The organism is Pedobacter steynii (assembly GCF_900103665.1).
Lineage (GTDB): Bacteria > Bacteroidota > Bacteroidia > Sphingobacteriales > Sphingobacteriaceae > Pedobacter > Pedobacter steynii.
This window is the reverse complement of sequence record NZ_FNGY01000007.1, coordinates 328,039-348,281: the sequence shown is the minus strand read 5'-3', so window position 1 is coordinate 348,281 and position 20,243 is coordinate 328,039. Positions and strand designations below refer to the sequence as shown.

The window sequence follows — 20,243 nt, the reverse complement described above, 5'->3', positions numbered from 1 at the left end:
AACAACAAAAATGAAACAAAATATAAAATATATCGCCATCGCAGCCCTGGCCTTTTTAAGTTCATGTACCAAACAACTCGATATCATTCCTGAAGGAGCTCCATCGGCGCAAAACTTTTGGAAGACGAAAGAAGATGCCGCAAAAGCTCAGAACGGATTGTATGAAAAATATAATGATGAGAATTTCTATGGCAGGGGAATGTTTTGGTTTATCAATGCCAGCGATGATATGGTGACCGGAAGAAATAAGCCTGAGGCGGATAACATTAAAAATTTCAATAAAACTTATTTAGGAGGTGGATACACGGAAAGCCAGTGGTCTATGCGTTATGCCATTATCAAACGTGCCAACGACATCATTAAAAATGTACCTGGAATTCCGATGGACGAGCAAGTGAAAAAGGCAATGATTGGCGATGCCTATTTTAATGCCGGATTGGTATACTTTCAGCTGGCTGCAAATTATGGAAATGAAAAAGCCGGTGTTCCTATCGTAAGCCCGGATAGTGATCCTTCGAAAGCAGTTCCAAGAGCAAAAAATGTAAATGAAAATTATGAGGCCATCATTCAACTGTTTCTGAAAGCAGCGGATCAATTGCCTTTCTTTACTGATATGAAACCCGAAGATTATGGAAAAGCACATAAAACAGCTGCATGGGCTTATTTGTCAAAAGTCTATCTTTATAAAAAAGACTATGCCAATGCGGTTAAATATGCAGATATGGTGATCAACTCGGGTAAACATGATTTGGTTTTAACGGGCTTTTCAGATGTTTTCAAAGCATCGAATAATTGGTCTAAGGAATACATCTGGTCTGTAGTATGTACACCAGATGGAGGTGGTACCGGTTGGGGAAGTAAGTTGCCGGGAGTAATGCTGACCAATAAAGGCTGGACATTATACAACGGCTGGGGATATTACCTGCCAACCAAAGAACTATATGATTCTTACGAAACTGGCGATAAACGTCGTGAAGCAACGATACTGAAGCCAGGAGACAAGTTTATGTTTTTCGGACAGGAACGCAGCTTTACCAAAGATGGAGGAGCAACTTCAGATTACCAGTTTAAGAAATACATGGAGCCCTTCTCTTATGCAAATCCTATCCCTACGCATGTGAACCCTAATGGGGATAACGGTACTACGGATCTTAATGTGCCATTGATGCGTTTTGCAGAAGTGTTGCTCATCAAGGCAGAAGCGGCAATCCAGTTAAATGGTGCAGGAGCAGGCGATACTGAGTTAAACAGAATCAGGGTTCGTGCAGGATTACTGAGCAAAAGCGGAATGAGCATGACAGACCTGAAACGTGAACGTCGCAATGAACTGGCAGGAGAGTGGGCCGATCGTCATCGTGATTTAGTAAGATGGGGAGATGCAAAGGCAACCTATGCTTTGCCATTACATGACTCGCAGGGAAAAGAAATCTGGGCTTCCAGAGCATTCAACCCGGAGGTTCATGATGTATGGGCAGTTCCACAAAGAGAAATTGACAATAGTGGTGGAGTGATCACTCAAAATCCAGGCTGGTAATGAGAATTGAAATGAAAAATATGATTCGTTGTGCGTTGTTTGTCGCCGCTTTATGGGTAGGGGAAACAAAGGCACAACGGCCTTTAAATGTTAATTCTGGTCATAGTCATAACGACTATCACCAGAATATTCCCTTGCTGACGGCCTACTATGCGGGAATGGGCTCGATTGAAGCGGATGTTTTTTTAAAAGACGGCGCATTATACGTGGCGCATGATCCTTCAGAAATAAAAGCAGGCATCACCTTGAAAAAGCTATACCTGGAGCCGCTGGCTGGCTTTTACCGTCAGAATGGAAACAGGCCTTACGCCGATTCTACGGGCAGGTTGCAATTGGTGGTCGACATAAAAAAAGATTACGCAAAGGTGCTTAGTCAGTTGATCAAAGACCTGGAAGGTTATCAGGATGTATTCAACAGCAGTAAAAATTCAAAAGCGATCAGGATTGTCATTAGTGGTGATGTTCCTGTACCAGCCGACTTTAAGAATTATCCGGATTACATTTCTTTTGATGGCCGTCCGTATACCACTTATACGGAGGATCAGCTGAAGCGGGTGGCCATGATCAGCGATGACATCAAAAACTATACGCCCTGGAATGGAAAAGGAAATCCAACAGCTCCGGACCTTGCAAAGCTTAGCACTGTTATCGAAAAGGCGCATCAGCAACATAAGCCATTCCGTTTTTGGGCTACTCAAGACAGCCCCAATACCTGGATTGTGCTGGAGCGACTGGGTGCAGACTGGATCAATACCGATCAGCCTGAGAAATTAAAGGAATTTCACCTTCATAAGGATAAGCTTAGTTATACGAATCCGGTCGCTTATCCGGTATACACTCCGGAGTATAAGGTCGACGGACTGCAGAAACCGGTTAAAAATGTAATCCTGCTGATTGGAGACGGAATGGGACTGGCACAAATTCATGCGGGTTATATTGCCAATCACGGACAGCTCAATATGAGTAACATCCATAACATTGGTTTTTCACAAACTGCAGCAGCAGATGCAGGAAATACGGATTCTGCAGCGGGTGGATCGGCAATGGCCATCGGAGAGAAAACCAATAACCGGTACATCGGTGTAGGTGCTGATCAAAAGAAAAGAACCAACCTGGTGGATACCCTGGCCAATTATGGCATTAAAAGTGGAATTATCAGTGTTGGCGACATTACCGATGCGACCCCTGCCGTATTTTATGCGCATCAGGTGGACCGGTCCATGAGTTCAGAAATTGCTGCTGATTTGCTGAGCAGTAAAGTAGAAATCCTGCTAGGTTCCAATCAAAAAAGCTTTCTCAAAAATAAAGATGCAGCTTTGATGAACAAACTGGCCGATCAGGGATTTAAACTGAACACGAGCGCTGCCGGTTTTTACAAAGAAAGCAAAGGCAGGCAACTGGTATTGCTTCCTGATACGGCAACCCGTCCGGTGAAAGATGGCCGTGGAGCGCTGTTAAAAGAAGCTTTAGTACACAGTTTGAAAATGCTTTCCGGCAATAAAGAAGGTTTCTTTGTGATGGCCGAGGGCGCACAGATCGATTACGGAGGTCATGCAAACGACTTGCCTTACGTGGTGACTGAACTTCACGATTTTGATAAAACGGTCGAAGCAGCGTTGCGTTTTGCTGATCAGAATGGAGAAACCTTAGTGGTGATCACAGCAGATCATGAAACAGGCGGACTGACCTTATTGGATGCCTCAGCAGAGAAAGGAATGATCAGTGGTCATTTCAGCACCAACGACCATACCAATATTATGGTTCCTGTATTTGCCTATGGGCCAGGTTCAGCGGAATTCCGTGGGACTTATGCCAACAATGAAATTTTTCATAAGATCCTTAAAGTGATCGGATTGAAGAATAAAAAGAAAAAATAGAAATACCCTTCCCGGCTGTTTTCAGTTCAGAAAGCGGCCGGGTTTTTATTCCTGCGCTTCTCTTTCCATAAGTTTCGGAACTTATTCCCTTAATTCACAGGATTTATTTATGATTTTCGCTATTTTTAGGTGTCATGAGTAAATCTATCCTACAGCGCACACCTCCCCAAAAAAAGATCTTTGTATTGGATACTTCGGTTATCTTGTATGATCATAGTGCTTTCAATAATTTTCAGGAACATGATGTAGCCATTCCTATCCAGGTTTTGGAAGAACTGGACAATATGAAAAATGGAAATGAAACCAGAAATGCAGAAGCAAGAAGTTTTATCCGGCTGATGGACAGTGCTTCCGGAGAGCAGGTGATGAACAAATGGATTCCATTGAAAGGAAGCAAGCGTGGGCATTTTAAAGTGGTGATGGATTATAAACCCTCTCTTTTGAATGCCGAAGCTATCTTTGGGGCTGGTAAATTTGACCACCGCATCTTAAATGCGGCATTAAGCTTGAAAGAAGAGTTTCCGGATAAAAAAATTGTACTGGTTTCCAAGGACATCTGCCTGCGGTTAAAGGCCAAATCCCTGGACTTACATGCGGAAGATTATGAGACCGGCAAAATTAAAAATGTCGATGCATTATATACCGGAAAAACAACGCTGACAAATGTGAGCGCTGAGCTGCTGGATGAGCTGAAGGCTACAGGAACTGCAAACGCTGATCAGCTGGAACTGGCTCCGGAAACGGGCAATCATTTTTATATCCTGAAAAGTAAGCGGAAGCCGGTTACGGCTTATCATGATGTGAAAGCAGGAATGATGGTTACTGTAAAAGCACAAAAGGTGTTTAATATAGCGCCAAGAAACGAGGAGCAGAGCATGGCGATCCATGCCATGTTAAATCCGGCAGTAAAGCTGGTCACGATACAGGGAAAGGCCGGGACGGGAAAAACATTATTGGCCATCGCCAGCGCACTGGAACAACGTAAGGATTACCGGCAAATTTATGTAACACGGCCAATTGTAGCCCTGAGTAACAAGGATATTGGCTTTCTCCCCGGTGATGCGAAATCAAAAATAGACCCTTATATGGCGCCGATCTGGGATAACCTCCGTTTTATTAAGGAGCAATATACCGACGACCCCAAAGCGCAGGCAAAGATCGACGAGTTTGTCAGCACCGAAAAAATTGTGATTGCCCCTTTGGCTTATATCCGGGGACGCACACTTACCAAAATATTTTTCATTGTGGATGAAGCCCAGAATTTAACGCCACATGAGATTAAAACGATCATTTCCAGGGCAGGAGAGGAAACAAAGATTGTTTTTACGGGGGATATCTATCAAATCGATACCCCTTATCTTGATGCCGAAAGTAATGGCCTGTCCTACCTGATCGAGAGCGCTAAAAACCACCCTTTGTATGCACACATTACCCTGGATAAAGGGGAGCGGAGTGAACTGGCCAATCTCGCGAACGATTTGCTGTAACACAAAAAAACCGTTCATGGCTTAGAACGGTTTCTTGTTGCGTATATCAAACGCTTTGGGCGGTAATGATCCTAAAGTTTAGCGATTACAAAGTCATTCAGGTTTAGTTTAGACACCTCGTTTCTAACCAGGTGGTGTTCTGCTGATGAACCGCTTAATTTTAAGTCAGACTGACCTTGCATGTCGGTGTAAAGACTACCTACTTTTGCATTTACATTTGCTTTAGCATCATCTTTTAAGAAGATCTGTAATACCTGAAGATCGAAATCACCACGGGTTTTTACATTGGCAGTATTTGAAGCATCAATCCTTTGCAGGTCTTTTACATGTACATAGATTGTTGAAGGATTTTCTTCCGTAGAGTTGATGTACAAAGTATATCCTTTTTGTTTAACGGTTGTGTTTTCATTCAATTCTTCGTTTGAAGCAACGGTTTCTGTATTGCTTTGGATCAATACGACTTTGGCGTTTCCGGTTACGACTACCTTATTGAACTTTACAGTAACTGAACTGTGGATTGGTGCTTTTTCTTTAGCGAAAGTGGTGAATGCTGAAGAAGTTAAAACGATGGCTGTTAACGAAGAAGCGATTAGGGTTTTGATGGCAGTTTTCATATCTTTTAGTTTTTAAGTTTTTAATTATTTTGTTGTTGTTTTGTAGATAAGACATCATCCTGGCAGAAACGTTTCAGCGGTTTTTGCAGCATTAGACCATGCGGAAATCGCAGTCGACCAACGGCCAATAGTATTCGACCAATCGACGAAAATATTTTCGTCGATTTAGTATCTTAGGGGATACCAAATCTAAAACCGATCATTTTAATGTTATGAAAAGACTATTTTTAATCTCCCTTTTTCTGATCTGTTTCTTCAGCAGGATGGTTTCTGCTCAGCAGCGCCACGAAAAATTAATCATAGAAAGCAATTATTTATTGTACCTCCCGGAAGGTTATCAGCAGGATTCATTGAAGAAATTTCCGCTGGTCTTGTTTTTACATGGTAGCGGTGAACGCGGAAATGATTTGGAAAAGGTGAAAATAAACGGACTGCCCAAATTGGTGGAAGCAGGAAGAAAATTCCCTTTTATTTTGGTTTCTCCTCAGGCACATGCAGGTGAAGGCTGGGAAAGTAAGGACCTGATGCGTCTGATGCGATCTCTGCAGAAGAAATACCGTATAGATGAAGATCGTTTGTACCTGACGGGTTTAAGTATGGGGGGCTTTGGCAGCTGGGACATGGCGATAAAATATCCCGGATTGTTTGCGGCAGTAATTCCTGTTTGCGGAGGAGGAGACAGCTCGAAGGTTTGGTTGATGCGGAATACCCCGACCTGGGCGTTCCATGGCGCTAAAGACGATGCGGTTCCGCTAAAGGCCAGTCAGGAGATGGTGGAAGCACTTCGCCATCACAATCCGGCAGTAAAATTCACGGTTTATCCGGATGCCGGGCATGACAGCTGGACTGCGGCCTACAATACAGATAGTTTATACACCTGGATGCTTAGTCAGAAAAAATTTAAATATAGCCAGATTACGGTTGCCAAAGAAGATCTGGAACGTTATCAGGGCTATTATGTGAATAGCTTGAAGAATGACACCATTAAGGTGGATGCAGGTTCCGGAGTATTGATCGGAACGATGGGAAACCATCGGCTGGAAATCAAACCTTATCAGGAGCATAAATTTTTTATCAAAGAAAACGAACCGGTCGATATTGTATTCTCTGGTAAAAAAAGAAAGCAACAGTTTGTCGTGAATAACGAAAGACAAGATGTTTACAAACTGATAAAAAAGTAGTAAGGTTTTATTTTTTAGCTGTTTTTTTTCCAAACTGTCTGGGGTAGTAAGAAATGGTGACCATAAAGTACTGTTGCAATACCTTTTGTGTTCCGGTAGTAAAACTATTGGCATTTGCATAATTGATCACACTTGTGTTTTGATGTAGTAAATCCAATGCGGATAGTTTAAACTCCGCATTGTTCCCTTTTAGGAATCTATACACCGCACCGGCATTCCAAATCGTGAAATTAATGTCTTCCGTATCCTTCGAGGTACTCGTATTGAAACTTACATTGCTGTTTAAAGTGAATCTCCTCGTGACATTGTAACTCGAGCTGATGGAAGTCGCCTGGTTTGTTCCGCTATAACCCGTATTAAAAGCTTCCTGTTTTGAGCTGTAAGTATTGTAATTATGGGCGACTGCCAGGGCAAAATGTCCCTGATAGGTATAGTTTACGCTTAATCTGGAACCTGTGTTTAAATTTTTGGAGAAGGTAAATACATTATTGGTATATCCCGGGCTTTTATTAGCGTCAATGTTTGTACTCAATCCGAACTGGATCTCAGAGGTTTTAAACTTATATGCTTTACGAACGTTGGCATAGAAATTCAGGTATTTATGACCATTCGCATTGGTTAAATAAATACTTCGCCTGTTTTGATGGTCAATATAGATGCTATCAACGATCCTGTCATTGATCATACCGGCACTGATCCGGGTATTGTAATTTAAAGTGTTTTTGGTGCCCTGATCTGAATGGTTGAATGTAAAAGCAATTACTTTTTCTGTTGCCGCTTTCAAATTCAGGTTTCCCTTTTGCAGGGAGTATAGGTTTGTACTATCTGCTAGTGGTGCCATTTGCTGTAAGGTCGGCATTTGAATCTTCGTACTAAAGGACAGCGTATAATTTCTGTAATATTCCCCAAACTGATGGTCATTGTAGTCAATGGCTGCATCAGGTAAAAACTTAGTATAACTTCGTTTGATATTCTGAAAGGATTTTTCTGATTCATTGTTCTGGTGGAGAAATTTTTGTTTTGGTAAAAATCTGATGGTTAGATTTTTACTGTATCTGTTGGATAAGTTCCTGCTGAAGGTCTTTTTGAAATTTAAACCTGGGGTTTCTTCGATGATAGTCGTATTGACGTTATTGGTCAAATACGTATTGTTCTCATAATGACTATTGTTCGGCTCAAGGTCCTGAACCTGATCCTGTTGGTCAGTTGTCCGTAAATTCAGGTTATTAGTCAATGAGAAATCTATTCCGGCCAGTTGCTTACGACCAAAAAACATTGACTTTAAGTCCATGAACTCTAAATCGATTTGTTGGTTAATTCCTTTGGAGCGGGTGTCATATTTTCGATTAAATTTTTGATCAGAAGCTGCGTCTGTATAAGATTTAAATGCGGTGATGTTCAGGCTTTGATTTTGATCATCATGAACCTGTACTGCATAAGTTGCCTTAAGTCCTTTAAACAATTGCATGGGTTTCATGTAATTTCGGGCGACTTGATAAGTGGCATCCAGGTTGAATTTTCTATTTTTATAATTGTTTTGATTGAGGCTGTTATTGGTGCTGGTCAGCTCGTTTTTTGTATTCTCGGCAGTTCTCCGGGTCTCTGACTTTGTATCTCCGTCGTTTATGGTCATCGATTGTGAAATCCGCAGGGATTTATTGTCTTTCAGCCATTCATAACCGGAATCGAATTTTTGATTGGTACTTACAGCTGTTCCCTTATTGCTGCTTTTTTCAAAGATTTTGTCTGTATTGTTGATGGAGGTTACCGTTATTTTATCACTGAGGTTTTCATTGTCTTTATGCTGTAAGAAATAATTAGAAGACAAAGCATTTTTGTTATTCCAGGTTGGCTTCTCCACAAAGTTATACTGGAAGGTTACTCCGACAGTTGTCGGTTGGGTAAGTCCCGTTGTTCTGAAATCAGGCTGGTATTCGACATTTGTATTTATCCCCTTGAAAGTACTATTGGATGTTAAGGTTTCTGCATCATTAGGAATCTTGTTCACGTTATTACTGGCTGCGATAACGGCCAGCTGCATTTTTGGAGAGAAAAGATTAAAGCTGGCGTCTCCTTCGTAGCGATGGTTTGTCCCATAACCTATTCCGATTTTTCCAAAATAACCAATATCTTTTCCCTTTTTAAGTTTAAGATTTACTTCCAGTGTGGAATCCAGCGGGTTGCTTTTATCTTTCTGTGTATGGTATACCTGTATTTTTTCCAGGGCATTTTTAGCAATGTTCTGGAGGGCTATTTTTGGATTATTACCAAAAAAAGGCTTTCCGTTTACCAACAGGCTTTTCACCTCGCGGCCATTGACGGTAATCTGTCCATCCCCCCATAAGGTTACATTTGGTATTTTTCTCAACAGATCTTCTACCACAGCATTGCTGTCCAGTTTAAACGCAGCCGCATTGAATTCCAGGGTATCTCCGTTCATGCTGATTGGTGGGATTGAAATCACGACATCCTTTAACGTAATGTCGCTGGGGCTAATGATTAAAGTTTGCAGGTCGATTGCATTTTTGGAGCCCGGAATGCTAAAGATCTTCCGCAGCAGCTGATAGCCAACATGACTAATGTCTATTCTTAAACCTGTATTAACAGGTAGGTTTTTGAAACTGAATTCTCCGTAATTATTGCTGATCTGGTAGCTGAGTAAACTGCTGTCTTTCGCTTTATAAATGGATACCGTGGCTGATTTTAATACATAATTTCTGGCGGTATCCCTTACAATGCCTTTCACTGTACCGATATGAACCGGGGTATTTTGTTGTGCTTTGGAACTATTAATGGTGATCGCCGGTAAAAATACCAGGAGATAGAAATAAAATATACGCATAGGGAGAGCTAATCTTTCTTAGGTTTTAACTGAATGATAACCGGGTTGCTTTTTTTGTTCCCCGTTTTAAAGTAACCGGTCAGTAGCGGGGGGTATGTGGCTTTTTTACCTGCACTCTGTTCCTTAAATGTAAACATGGCTAATGAGGAATAGCTGGTATATAAATATCCATCATCGTAGCCTAAAAAACCACGGCTGGAAAAGTCATAATGGAAACCGGCATCAGTGATGGGGAGATAATTGGATAGGGAATCCGGTTCCAGGTCCTTTATTGATGTTAATTCAGTCGTTTTTAAATGATAAATCAATGCAGTTTTCTGCTGCGTATCCCAGGCCATATTGTGCACTTTAAAAAAAAGCAGATTCCCGATTTTATAGGTATTACTAATGGAGTAAAATATGTCTTTATTTTTTTCAAAGAATGCTATTCTTTTCTTTTTGTAGACAGGGTTCTCCATAAAATCTGTTGGTGTAGAGTTGTTTATGGGGAATATAAGCCGGTAAGCGAGGAATAGTTTTTCAGGTGTAATCTTGTAGATATTATAATCGTAGGGTCTTCTGAAAAACTTTTCATTTTCCAGCCCGTAGTTTGTAATCGCATCACCACCGGCACTCAAAAACTCATCATTTGTATACCTGTCTGCCTGATACGGAAAATAGATCCCTACCTCTTTTTTGTTTTTAAGAATGGCGATTTCATAGTAGGAGCTGTCCTTATCTTTTTTGTACAAATGATTTTTATTGATCTTTGCGCCTTCTTTGAATTTAAAATATTCAGGATCGGTGTCTATGTCTTTTTTTGTGAGGACCCTTTTTACGAACTTCCCATTCAGGTCGAAGTACGTATTATATTTCATCGTATTGATCTGAATGGAAACAACACCATTTTCAGTTTTCAGATTGAAGCCATAGAAATTTTCAGTTCCCTTCTTGTCTTCAGGATTTTCCATCTTGCTGGCATTTATTCTGGTTTTAAATTTCCCTGCTTTGTTGAAGATCAAAACTGATTTGGTATCCCAGTCAAAGATGACAAAACAGTCTTCAGTCACGCTGAGTTGGTTGATTGATCCAAATAGACTCTCTTTTGTCGTTTCCAGAGGAATGAAGTTCACCTCGTCGAAAAAACGGGAAACAGCTGCACCTCTGGAGCTTTCGGGGTCTATTCGTAACGTAACCATTTCTGAACTGTCTATTTTACTGACTTGAGCTTTACTGATCGCGGAAAGAAAAAAACAGGACAAAAGTACAAAGAGCGTATTTTTTAACATGGATGGGTTGGTGGTGGTTTAATGACGTTTGGTTAACTTTCTATTAAACCTATATATTTAATTTCAGATTTCCCTTAACTTTTGTAAGTCAAACGTTTGCGTAGTCGTTATAGAATAGTCATAGTTTCTTAATATTTTCGTTTTTTTACCATAGATCAAGATTGGTGGAGAAAAAATACCTCAGATTTGTACCAGAAATAAATAACCAAACCATCATGGGACAGCTGATTAAAAAAAGATCATTGGGAGTTAATGAGATTTTAAAAGGAGTTAACACCGAAAAAACATATTTTGTATATAGCGCAAGAGGCATTCGCAGCATGAAAGTGATTGCGTTTTTGCTGCTTGCTTTTATCATTGCCAATCAATTTTTGCAGCGTGGCGAGGAAGCGGTCAGACTTCAGCCGGTAGCAGCGCTTAAAGGAACCCTGCTTTTGGGAGCACCTTTGAAAAATGTCGATATTCTTAACCTGAACAATATTGCGCCTTTTATGAAAAATAAGCAGGAAGCAGAATTGAAAATAAAAGGACAGATCTCAAAAGTGAATGCCAGCGGTCAGATGGAAATGAATTTGAATGATGGTAAAGTCCTTAAACTGCATCATAAATCAGGTTCAGAAACATTCAAAACACTACTGTTGAAAGAAGTGGTGATGTCAGGAAGGCTTTATAAGATCGGTAATACGCCGAATCTGGCTTACGAAATAAATAGCTTATTGGTCTTGTAAATAAGACTGTTAACTTTTCACGATTTTTAATAACTTGTCCTTCATAAAATAAATTTTATGAAGGATTATTTTTTCAATCTGCTGGAGTTTGATTACTGGACCAATGCCAGACTACTCGCCGCAATGCAAGGCGCAACGGAGATTCCTCAACGTGCGCAGGACCTTTTTAACCATTTGATCGCCGCCAGCCGCATCTGGGGTAGCAGAATGGTTGGAGAAATGCAGGACGTACAGGTCTGGGCACATTTTGACATGGAGCGATGGCAACAGGAACTGGATTACAACAGAAAACTAATTACTGATTTCCTCCACAGCATTGAGGAGGAAGACCTGAGTAGAAAAGTTCATTATTATACCACTAAAGGAGTCAGTTACGAGACGAGCATCTCTGATATGCTGACCCATATTTTCATCCATTCCGGATACCATCAGGGACAGATTGTAAGTCTGATCAAGCCGTTTTTGACCACTGCTCCGGACCTGATGTACATCACTTATACAAGAGAAAAGAAATGATATTAGAAGTTGCTGTACTGGACGTGATTCCTTCCGAAGCCAATTCCTTTGAGCGTGATTTTGCCACCGCATCTCTGATCATCAGTAAGATGAAAGGCTATCAGGGACACCAGCTCCAGCGCTGTCTGGAAGTTGGCAGCAGGTATCTTTTGCTGGTCAACTGGGATACTGTAGAAGACCATACCATAGGGTTCAGGCAATCCGCAGAATACCAGGAATGGAAAAAGTTGCTGCATAAATACTACGATCCTTTTCCAAGGGTGGAGCACTATGAAATGGTGGTCCCAAAGCCGATTGTGGATAAAGGATAGCCAAATAAACTTAACTTTGTGCTTCCTAATTTTAAGCGTCTGAATATGGCAAATCATGTAAACATCACTTCTACCGGTATAAAAAAAGTCCTGCGTCTTTATAATGAAAAACAGGCACTTGCAGAATACATCTGGAATGGCTTTGACGCTAAGGCGGATACCATCCGGATCGATTATACCCATAATGAACTGGGGACATTGGAAAGCCTGAAAGTTTCAGACAATGGTTATGGAATAAACTTCGCTTATCTAAAGGATAAATTTAATCCCTTTTACGAGTCGGAAAAAGCAATGGAGCAACGGATCCACCTCCATAAGTCGACCATGCATGGAAAGAATGGGGTAGGAAGGCTCACCTTTTTCACCTTTGCACACCATGCAGAATGGAATACAACTTATGAAGAGCAGGGTGTTTATAAAAACGGCAGTATTCAGGTCGCTATCGGCGGACTGAACAATTACGAGTCTGCCTTATTAAACGAAGATGTAAAGAGCGGCACAACCGGCACAACGGTTTCCTTTTCAAACATCCAGCTTTCTAAAGAAGCAGTAGAGTTGAGCATCATCCCTTATTTACAGGCAGAGTTCTGCTGGTTTTTGGAGCTGAATAAAAACCGGGGATTTTCAATTGTCATCAACGGAAAGCCTTTAATTTATCAGGACAATATCATTGATTACGAAGAAGGACTGGTATTCCGGTATCCGGATAGCAATACGGTGTTTAAAGTTAAGTTTATCCAATGGAAGGAATCCTTACATAAGGAATTGTCTAAAAATTATTTTATCAATCATAAAGGACAGGAGGTCTATAAAGATTATACTACGCTTAACAAAAAGGCCGATGAATACTATCACAGTGTTTTCATTGAAAGCGAATTCTTTAATGAGTTTGATTTCAGCAGTTCTGATCATGATGCGCAGGTAAAATTATACAGCCGGACCAAATCTTCTTCAGAGTATAAATACCTGATTAAAAAAGTCAATGAGCTTTTGAGAATGAAAAGAAAACCCTTTCTGAAAGAGTTTTCCAATAAGCTGATCGAGAAATATGAACTGGAAGGTGTACTGCCAAAATTTGAAGCGGAAGAACAAATGAAAAGACAGGATCTCGTAGAAACATTAAAGGTGATCTATGAGATTCAACCGAAGTTATTCAGCGGTTTAAGTATAGATCAAAAGAAAGCATTTGTCAGATTGATCCACGTGCTCCTGAATTCTGCAGATCGTGGGCAATTGTTCCAGGTTATCGAAGGAATTGTGGAGATGGAAGCAGAAGAAAAGGAAGAGCTGATGAGCTTTTTGGCGATATAAAAAGTACAGATAAAGGGTGTTCTGAAAAAAAGAACACCCTTTATCTCATCAGGCCCAGGCCTTGTCTCCCTTTTTATAGGGAACGGAGCCTTCATATTTACCGGGCACAGCCTGGTAACGTAAGGCCTGCGTACAACCGGCTTCCGAAGTAAAGTAACCCAACATCGTCAGTTGTTTCATCATCAGGAAATAATGATTTGGCAAACCTGGAAAATCCTTATCTTTTTTTCGTTCCAGTTCTTCCAGTTCCCCTTTTTTTGCCTGATATGCTTTTGCCTCTTTATCCAGTGCTGTTAATAAGGACAGCCGCTGTTCTGGCTTCGCTTTCATAAAGCCGGTTTTGTGCATTTTCTCACAAGCCGAATTCAGGTCTTTTATTCCTTGTCTAAAAGCTTTCTGATCTTTTGTTTCATAACAATCAGTCACCATTACCGTCATAAATTGCCCTACGTTTGCCGCTTTGGCGCCCGGGGTTTTCGTTTCCGGCAAGATGGTTTCTGCAACTTCGTTCAGAAAATCAATGTCTTCTTTACTGAAAAGGTGATACTGACCTACTTTGGGCTCCGAATTACAGCCGCTAAGGAGCGCATTGCCGCCAATCATCACGCCACCGGTCAGTACCGCAATCATTTTTAAAAGTTCTCTTCTTTCCATATTGTCAGAGGTTATTTTTCTTTAATTCACTTACCGCATAATCTGCAGCTCTGGCAGTTAAGGCCATATACGTTAGTGAGGGGTTTTGGCAGGCAGAGGAAGTCATACATGCCCCATCAGTTACAAACACGTTCATACAGTCCCAGACCTGATTCCATTTGTTCAATACAGAGGTCTTTGGATCTCTTCCCATTCTTGCGGTCCCCATTTCATGGATGCCATGTCCCAACGCATGTCCGCCGTCCCAGGTACTTATATTTTTTACACCCACGGCATCAAACATCTGTTTCATCTCTTCCTGCATGTCTTTCCGCATTTTAAGCTCATTTTCCTTTAATTCTGCATCCATAGACAGGACAGGCAATCCCCATTTATCTTTCTTATTTTGATCTAATGAAATCTTGTTTTCATGATAGGGCAGGATCTCCCCAAAAGCAGTTGCACCAATTGTCCATTGCCCGGGTTCTGTCAAAGCATCCTTAAAATTGCCACCCATATTCAGCTCGGCAATTTCTCTGCTCCAGCCTTGTCTGCTGGCACCACCCTGATAGCCAAATCCACGCAGGTAGTCTCTTTTATCGCCTGATAGATTGGCAAATCTCGGAATATAAAAGCCATTCGCCCTTCTGCCGAACACATATTGATCCTCATAGCCTTCAATTGTTCCCTGTGCACCAATGTTATAATGGTGATCCATTACATTATGTCCAAGCTCGCCACTGCTGCTCCCCAATCCTCCCGGCCAGACGCTGGTGGCAGAATTAAATAAAATCCAGGCTGTGTTTAAGGTAGAGGCACATAAAAAGACAATTTTACTATGATACTCATAGGTTTTATTGGTTTCCGTATCTAAAACTTCCACACCTTTTGCTTTCTTTTTGTCTGGATCATATAAAATCTGTGTGACTAAAGAATAGGGCATTACCGTAAGGTTACCGGTTTTCATTGCCGCAGGCAGGGTGGATGATTGTGTGCTGAAGTAACCACCAAAAGGACAACCTTCCCAGCAACGGTTTCTAAACTGGCATTTTGTTCTTCCGGGTATCGCTTCCGTCAGGTTTGCTGTTCTTCCGATGATGAGGTGACGCTGGTCTTTATAGTGTTTTTTCAGCCTTTCCGCCATATCTTTTTCTACGCAGTTCAATTCCATAGGGGGAAGGAAATGACCATCGGGCAATTGCGCGAGGTTTTCTTTTGAACCGCTGATTCCTGCAAATTTCTCTACATAATCATACCATGGTGCAAGATCCGCATAGCCGATTGGCCAGGGAACAGCAATGCCTTCTTTTTCATTGGCTTCAAAGTCCATTGGACTCCAGCGATAAGATTGCCTTCCCCAAAGGATAGAACGGCCCCCCATGCGATAGCTGCGCCACCAGGTAAAGGGCTTGACTTCTGTATAAGGGCAGTCTTCTTCATTCGCCCAGGCATCCATTACCGCTTCTGATGCAGCCCAGCCGCGATGTATGACCGGATATTTCTTTTTTTGCTCCGTAGTTGTCCCTCCACGGTGTTCAAACTCCCAGGGATTCTTTTGAGCAGTTTTATAATCTTTAATGTGCTCATGGGGACCGCCACGCTCCAGCATTAAAACTTTCAGGCCTTTTTCGCAAAGTTCTTTTGCCGCCCAGCCGCCGCTGATGCCAGAGCCAACGACAATTGCATCATAGGTGTTATCTTCTATCATCTCTTGTTCAGTTAGGTTTTATTTGGTTATCTTAAATGTACAGCTTAATCTGAGCCTGCTTCAACTGTTATTTATTGAAAAAAATACGTTATCTGATCATTTTTTGTGCTGAAATACAGTATTTATGGTTAATATAGCAGTTGAATAGCCAAATGAAATGAAGACACTGATCCAGAAAATTCATGTAGAAGAACACCATTCTTTTGCCTGTCGGACGTATAAAACACCTGATTTCGAAACCGCCTGGCATAAACACCTCGAATGTGAGTTGATCCTGATTACCGAAGGAAACGGAACTGCATTAATCGGGGATTATATTGGAGAGTATAAAGAAGGTGACGTTTTCTTTTTGAGTCCAAATCTGCCGCATTGGTTTCGGAAATCGGAACATAAAATGATAGGAAGTGCGATTGTGATTCACTTTCTGAAAGATTTTATGGGGGAAACTTTTTTGTCCCTGCCGGAGCTGAAGAACATTTGCAGGCCATTGGAAAACAACGATACCGGGGTTCAGTTGCAAGGGCAATTGGCAGAGGATATTGCAGTCATCATTAAAAAGATGGAACAGGAAGAAGGTCTGGAAAGAATTCAGCTGCTGCTAAACAGCATGCAAAAGATCGGCAGTTCTGCCGAACAAAGAACCCTTACCAACGCATTTGACAGCTTGGGAGGCGGAGCTGAAAATGCGTTGATAGAAACGATTATCGATTATTCATTTAAACATTATCTGGACGCCGTCTCCCTGAAAGAAGTCGCCGGAATTACCAGAATGTCTATCCCTTCCTTCTGTCGGTTTTTCAAAAGAAATGTCAAAAAGAGTTATTTTGATTTCATCAAAGAAATCAGGATCGGTCGTGCCTGTAAGTTGCTGCGGGAGACGGACAGACCTGTTTTAGACATCTGTTACAACAGTGGATATAACAGCTGGCCGAATTTTAGCAAGCAGTTTAAGGATGTTACAAAGCTTTCTCCATCACAGTACAGAAAGCAACACCTGGCCTGAGCAATTAAATCACCTGAAGCACGGTCTTTCCGTTTTTACGCTTCTCTTTTGCTGCGGTTGCTACTTTCGAATGTCGGCTGGCAATGTCGTTCCAGCCTGCGGTAGCCTGTTCCAAAGGATAGATGTTGGCGATCGAAGTTCGTACTTCCCCTGCATCCAGCAGTTCCGTAATCCGGTTTAATCCTGCGGTTGAAGGCTTCATGTCCATGAAAATCCCGGTAACCTGATGTTTGGTTGCTGCGGCTTCATCAATTGGCTGAGTACTGGCCACCAATATTCCACCTGGTTTCATCACCTGGAAGGACCTCAGCTGGTTGTCGCCACCAACAAGGTCAAACACCACATCAATATTGCTCAAAACGGCTTCAAAACGGGTGCTCTTATAATCTAATACCTGATCTGCGCCGATAGATTTCAGGAATTCCTCATCTGTAGCAGAAGCGGTGACAATTACTTTCGCGCCGGCATGACGGGCAAACTGAACGGCATAAGCACCCACTGCACCCGCGCCACCATGAATCAGAATGCTTTGTCCTTTTTCCAGTTTTGCATATTTGAATAATCCCTGCCATGCCGTTTCCGCTACCAGAGGGACCGAAGCCGCTTCGGTAAAGGATAAGGAGCCTGGTTTTTTTGCAATGATACCTGTCTTCACCGCCACATATTCTGCATAAGCACCACCGTGTCCGGTATCACCATATACTTCATCACCGATCTTAAAATCCTGCACGTCTTTACCTATTGCGGCGATTGTTCCTGCAAAATCTTCACCGGGAATCCATGGGAAATGAACCGGGAAAAAAGCCTTCATTGCTCCCGAACCCTTTTTCCAGTCAATCGGATTCACAGAGGCGGCATGAACTTTTACCAATACTTCATTGTCCTTTATTTCCGGTACCGGAACTTCCTCCATCACTAATGATTCAGGAGTACCATAATCGTGCAATCTGATCGCTTTCATTTCTTTGTTTTTAAGGGTCAGATGAACCCGGCATCACTATGTCAGGTTCATCGGTTGTTTTTTAGTATTCTGAGTGTAACGCGACTCTATTTCCTTCAGTATCTATAAACTGAGCGATAAAGCCGGCGATGATTTGTGTTCTTGGAACGACTACCGTTCCTCCGTATGCCTCAATCTTGTCCAGGACTTTTTGAAGGTCCGGACTGGCATTGATATAAACAACAGTTCCGTCCTGAGATGGTTTGGAAAATTCGTTTTTTAAGAGAATTCCGGTCACCCTTCCCGAAGTAGCCTGAATAACCTCGGGCGTAGCAGGGAAGAAGGTAAGTTCCTCTTCACCAAACTGCTGGGTATTCATTTCGATATCAAGAATGGTTTCATAGAACTTCTTCGCCCTGGCAGTATCTGTTACCGGGATTTCGAACCAGTTGATCACATTTGTTTTCTCGCTTAATTTTTCCATTATAATTTCGTTAGTTGTTAAACCGCAAAATTATTCCTTCTTAAGTGTTGACAATTGTATAAATCGGTTGTTTTCATTTTCGGCGAGTACACCGGGCGTAACGCCTGAATATTTTTTCACTTCCCTGATGAAATGTGCCTGATCAGTATAATTCTGTTGTGGATACAGCTCTTTTTCATTCAGATGATCAAAAGAAGCGCGGTAACGAAGAATCGTACAATAAGATTTTAATGAAATCCCAAACTGGTCTTTAAAATACTGACTGATTTGCCTGTTGCTCCAGAGAATGGTATTGGAAACTTCTTCCGCAGTGACAGAGCCATTGGAAGTGTATAAAGTATCAAACAGGTGCAGTTTTCTGTTGTCGATGTTTTTACAGAGACGCTGAAGCATTTTTTGCTGAAGTGTTGCTACCAGCGCATTGAAGTCTGTTAAATCCCTGAGTTCAAGTCCCCAGAAATCTGAAGGTAAATCTTTCTCTGCGTTTACCAGCGCTGCAATGCTTTCTTTTAACAGGTATTCTGAAGCGGGTAGCTTAAAGCTGATCCCAAAAGTAGTGGCTTTTCCAGGTACGATAGAGGTGGTTTCCTGGTTCCATAATCCGCTTAGAGATATGCGGATAGGCTGGCCCTCAACGGAACGAAAAAGAAGGTCGAAATGACCATCCGGGAGGATGCTGAACTTTTTTTCCTCCTGATCGGGATTGTGCACCGACCAATAACATTTTACGAAGCCGGACAGCAAATGGTCAGGTGCTGCCCTTTGATATTCTACGTTGTTTGTCTCTTGCATAGGGATGCATGTGAATTGGTTCTAGAAGATAACGCTCAAATTGGAATTATAATGTCTCCCTTTTTGAAGTAATTGTAGCACCTGCGCTGGCGATGATCACAAGGGCTACGGAGAGGTATTCGACCAGGGAAAGGTGCTCGTTTAGGAATACTATTCCGCACAATGCAGCAACCGCAGGTTCCAGGCTCATGAGAATACTGAAGGTCCGTGCCGGCATCTGACTAAGTGCACTCATTTCGAGGGTAAAAGGAATAGCGCTGGACAGGAGGGCCAATGCGGCACCCATCAAAAGCAAACCAGGCGTTAAATTCCCAAATCCCCCACTGCCAATTCCAAACGGAACAACCAGTAATGTCGCGAAAATCATCCCTACAGAAACGGCATCTCCGCCTTTCATTACCTTAGAGATTTTGCCGCCAAGAACAATATAGGTTGCCCATAATCCGCCGGCAAGTAAAGCCAGCAGGACACCGGTTAAATCCAATCCTTTCTCGGACCATGGGGCGATCAGTGCGATTCCTACTGCGGCGAGCAATACCCAAAGGTAATCCATGACCTTCTTGGAGTTTAATACGGCCAGCAACAGTGGACCAATAAATTCCAGAGTAACGCCCAGTGCAAGGGGGATCCTCTTAATGGCCATGTAAAATATCAGGTTCATCGCGCCCAATACCAGGCCATAAAGCATCACCGCTTTCCATTGTACTTTACTGAGCGTTCTGAGATTTGGCCTGTTGGCGATGAATAGGATGACGGCTGATAAGCCAATCCTCAAAGAAGCGGTACTCGCCGGACCTATTGCCGGAAAGAGACCTTTTGCAATTGCAGCCCCGGCCTGAACACTGATGATGGCCAATAAAACTGCGGGTAATGGTGGTATCTGAAGCAGTCGATTGTTTTTCATGATGGGCCGGGAGTTAAATGAGGGGGCAAATTTAAGTAAATTATAGCGATTCCATAGGATAAAGGGGGAAATTGAGGAAATAGAAAAAGAATTCTTTACTTTCGTTTAAC

At 42.0% G+C, this 20,243-nt stretch carries 18 protein-coding genes; 9 read left to right on the top strand and 9 right to left on the bottom strand.

The genetic code is table 11. The features are described from left to right. Nucleotides 1-10 precede the first annotated feature (10 nt). The 3 genes from BLQ87_RS20590 to BLQ87_RS20580 all read left to right on the top strand — a co-directional run bounded on the left by BLQ87_RS20590 (nt 11) and on the right by BLQ87_RS20580 (nt 4,898). Nucleotides 11-1,534 carry a RagB/SusD family nutrient uptake outer membrane protein gene (locus BLQ87_RS20590; RefSeq protein ID WP_074610516.1) on the top strand — a complete coding sequence of 508 codons (1,524 nt, stop codon included), beginning with the start codon at nt 11-13 and terminating at the stop codon, nt 1,532-1,534. Nucleotides 1,535-1,545: 11 nt separating this feature from the next. After that, complete coding sequence (locus BLQ87_RS20585; RefSeq protein WP_074610830.1) at nt 1,546-3,411, top strand: alkaline phosphatase; 1,866 nt, start codon at nt 1,546-1,548, stop codon at nt 3,409-3,411. A gap of 134 nt (nt 3,412-3,545) precedes the next feature. Further along, nucleotides 3,546-4,898 carry a PhoH family protein gene (locus BLQ87_RS20580; RefSeq protein ID WP_074610514.1) on the top strand — a complete coding sequence of 451 codons (1,353 nt, stop codon included), beginning with the start codon at nt 3,546-3,548 and terminating at the stop codon, nt 4,896-4,898. Nucleotides 4,899-4,969: 71 nt separating this feature from the next. On the opposite strand, the gene BLQ87_RS20575 is transcribed toward BLQ87_RS20580, so the two are convergent. Beyond that, nucleotides 4,970-5,512 (bottom strand): GIN domain-containing protein, encoded by a 543-nt coding sequence (locus BLQ87_RS20575; RefSeq protein WP_074610512.1) that lies wholly within the window; start codon nt 5,510-5,512, stop codon nt 4,970-4,972. Between the two features lie 212 nt (nt 5,513-5,724). On the opposite strand from BLQ87_RS20575, the gene BLQ87_RS20570 reads away from it, so the two are divergent. Next, a complete protein-coding gene (locus tag BLQ87_RS20570; RefSeq protein WP_074610511.1) occupies nt 5,725-6,693 on the top strand; it encodes a carboxylesterase family protein in 969 nt (322 codons plus the stop codon). A gap of 7 nt (nt 6,694-6,700) precedes the next feature. Here the strand turns inward: BLQ87_RS20570 and BLQ87_RS20565 are convergent, their stop codons facing one another. Together BLQ87_RS20565 and BLQ87_RS20560 are read right to left on the bottom strand one after the other, a co-directional pair. Beyond that, entirely contained in the window at nt 6,701-9,535 is a 2,835-nt protein-coding gene (locus BLQ87_RS20565) for a TonB-dependent receptor (protein ID WP_074610509.1), read from the bottom strand. Between the two features lie 8 nt (nt 9,536-9,543). Next, the gene (locus BLQ87_RS20560) at nt 9,544-10,713 is read right to left on the bottom strand and encodes a 6-bladed beta-propeller (RefSeq protein WP_172664923.1); all 1,170 of its coding nucleotides are present in this window, start codon (nt 10,711-10,713) and stop codon (nt 9,544-9,546) included. A gap of 305 nt (nt 10,714-11,018) precedes the next feature. Here BLQ87_RS20560 and BLQ87_RS20555 point away from each other — a divergent pair, with 305 nt between their 5' ends. Genes BLQ87_RS20555 through BLQ87_RS20540 form a run of 4 tightly spaced genes read left to right on the top strand, consistent with a single transcriptional unit; the run spans nt 11,019 to nt 13,669 of the window. Continuing rightward, nucleotides 11,019-11,531, top strand: a complete 513-nt coding sequence (locus BLQ87_RS20555) for a hypothetical protein (RefSeq protein ID WP_143010507.1) — start codon at nt 11,019-11,021, stop codon at nt 11,529-11,531. A gap of 57 nt (nt 11,532-11,588) precedes the next feature. Beyond that, the gene (locus BLQ87_RS20550) at nt 11,589-12,047 is read left to right on the top strand and encodes a DinB family protein (protein ID WP_074610504.1); all 459 of its coding nucleotides are present in this window, start codon (nt 11,589-11,591) and stop codon (nt 12,045-12,047) included. Further along, nucleotides 12,044-12,358: an antibiotic biosynthesis monooxygenase family protein gene (locus BLQ87_RS20545; RefSeq protein WP_074610502.1), complete on the top strand. Its 315-nt coding sequence runs from the start codon at nt 12,044-12,046 to the stop codon at nt 12,356-12,358. The genes BLQ87_RS20550 and BLQ87_RS20545 overlap by 4 nt, the downstream gene beginning before the upstream one ends. Nucleotides 12,359-12,403: 45 nt before the next feature. Then, nucleotides 12,404-13,669 carry an ATP-binding protein gene (locus tag BLQ87_RS20540; protein ID WP_074610500.1) on the top strand — a complete coding sequence of 422 codons (1,266 nt, stop codon included), beginning with the start codon at nt 12,404-12,406 and terminating at the stop codon, nt 13,667-13,669. 48 nt (nt 13,670-13,717) lie between these two features. On the opposite strand, the gene BLQ87_RS20535 is transcribed toward BLQ87_RS20540, so the two are convergent. Then, nucleotides 13,718-14,323, bottom strand: a complete 606-nt coding sequence (locus BLQ87_RS20535; protein ID WP_074610498.1) for a gluconate 2-dehydrogenase subunit 3 family protein — start codon at nt 14,321-14,323, stop codon at nt 13,718-13,720. Nucleotides 14,324-14,327: 4 nt separating this feature from the next. After that, nucleotides 14,328-16,007 (bottom strand): GMC oxidoreductase, encoded by a 1,680-nt coding sequence (locus BLQ87_RS20530; RefSeq protein WP_074610827.1) that lies wholly within the window; start codon nt 16,005-16,007, stop codon nt 14,328-14,330. Between the two features lie 160 nt (nt 16,008-16,167). Between BLQ87_RS20530 and BLQ87_RS20525 the strand changes: the two genes are divergently transcribed. Next, nucleotides 16,168-17,013 (top strand): AraC family transcriptional regulator, encoded by an 846-nt coding sequence (locus BLQ87_RS20525; protein WP_074610496.1) that lies wholly within the window; start codon nt 16,168-16,170, stop codon nt 17,011-17,013. 4 nt (nt 17,014-17,017) lie between these two features. Here the strand turns inward: BLQ87_RS20525 and BLQ87_RS20520 are convergent, their stop codons facing one another. The 4 genes from BLQ87_RS20520 to BLQ87_RS20505 all read right to left on the bottom strand — a co-directional run bounded on the left by BLQ87_RS20520 (nt 17,018) and on the right by BLQ87_RS20505 (nt 20,133). After that, entirely contained in the window at nt 17,018-17,974 is a 957-nt protein-coding gene (locus tag BLQ87_RS20520) for an NADP-dependent oxidoreductase (protein WP_083361972.1), read from the bottom strand. Nucleotides 17,975-18,035: 61 nt separating this feature from the next. Further along, nucleotides 18,036-18,437, bottom strand: coding sequence for a VOC family protein (locus BLQ87_RS20515; protein WP_074610493.1), 402 nt, complete (start codon nt 18,435-18,437; stop codon nt 18,036-18,038). A gap of 30 nt (nt 18,438-18,467) precedes the next feature. After that, on the bottom strand, nt 18,468-19,229 hold the full coding sequence (locus tag BLQ87_RS20510; protein ID WP_074610491.1) for a helix-turn-helix domain-containing protein: 762 nt from the start codon (nt 19,227-19,229) through the stop codon (nt 18,468-18,470). Between the two features lie 46 nt (nt 19,230-19,275). Further along, entirely contained in the window at nt 19,276-20,133 is an 858-nt protein-coding gene (locus BLQ87_RS20505) for an EamA family transporter (RefSeq protein WP_074610490.1), read from the bottom strand. Nucleotides 20,134-20,243: the final 110 nt, after the last annotated feature.

Coding starts and splice junctions, on each gene's coding strand:
- BLQ87_RS20590 (WP_074610516.1), top strand. CDS start 11: ATGAAACAAAATATAAAATATATCGCCATCGCAGCCCTGGCCTTTTTA.
- BLQ87_RS20585 (WP_074610830.1), top strand. CDS start 1,546: ATGAAAAATATGATTCGTTGTGCGTTGTTTGTCGCCGCTTTATGGGTA.
- BLQ87_RS20580 (WP_074610514.1), top strand. CDS start 3,546: ATGAGTAAATCTATCCTACAGCGCACACCTCCCCAAAAAAAGATCTTT.
- BLQ87_RS20575 (WP_074610512.1), bottom strand. CDS start 5,512: ATGAAAACTGCCATCAAAACCCTAATCGCTTCTTCGTTAACAGCCATC.
- BLQ87_RS20570 (WP_074610511.1), top strand. CDS start 5,725: ATGAAAAGACTATTTTTAATCTCCCTTTTTCTGATCTGTTTCTTCAGC.
- BLQ87_RS20565 (WP_074610509.1), bottom strand. CDS start 9,535: ATGCGTATATTTTATTTCTATCTCCTGGTATTTTTACCGGCGATCACC.
- BLQ87_RS20560 (WP_172664923.1), bottom strand. CDS start 10,713: ATGGTTACGTTACGAATAGACCCCGAAAGCTCCAGAGGTGCAGCTGTT.
- BLQ87_RS20555 (WP_143010507.1), top strand. CDS start 11,019: ATGGGACAGCTGATTAAAAAAAGATCATTGGGAGTTAATGAGATTTTA.
- BLQ87_RS20550 (WP_074610504.1), top strand. CDS start 11,589: ATGAAGGATTATTTTTTCAATCTGCTGGAGTTTGATTACTGGACCAAT.
- BLQ87_RS20545 (WP_074610502.1), top strand. CDS start 12,044: ATGATATTAGAAGTTGCTGTACTGGACGTGATTCCTTCCGAAGCCAAT.
- BLQ87_RS20540 (WP_074610500.1), top strand. CDS start 12,404: ATGGCAAATCATGTAAACATCACTTCTACCGGTATAAAAAAAGTCCTG.
- BLQ87_RS20535 (WP_074610498.1), bottom strand. CDS start 14,323: ATGGAAAGAAGAGAACTTTTAAAAATGATTGCGGTACTGACCGGTGGC.
- BLQ87_RS20525 (WP_074610496.1), top strand. CDS start 16,168: ATGAAGACACTGATCCAGAAAATTCATGTAGAAGAACACCATTCTTTT.
- BLQ87_RS20520 (WP_083361972.1), bottom strand. CDS start 17,974: ATGAAAGCGATCAGATTGCACGATTATGGTACTCCTGAATCATTAGTG.
- BLQ87_RS20515 (WP_074610493.1), bottom strand. CDS start 18,437: ATGGAAAAATTAAGCGAGAAAACAAATGTGATCAACTGGTTCGAAATC.
- BLQ87_RS20510 (WP_074610491.1), bottom strand. CDS start 19,229: ATGCAAGAGACAAACAACGTAGAATATCAAAGGGCAGCACCTGACCAT.
- BLQ87_RS20505 (WP_074610490.1), bottom strand. CDS start 20,133: ATGAAAAACAATCGACTGCTTCAGATACCACCATTACCCGCAGTTTTA.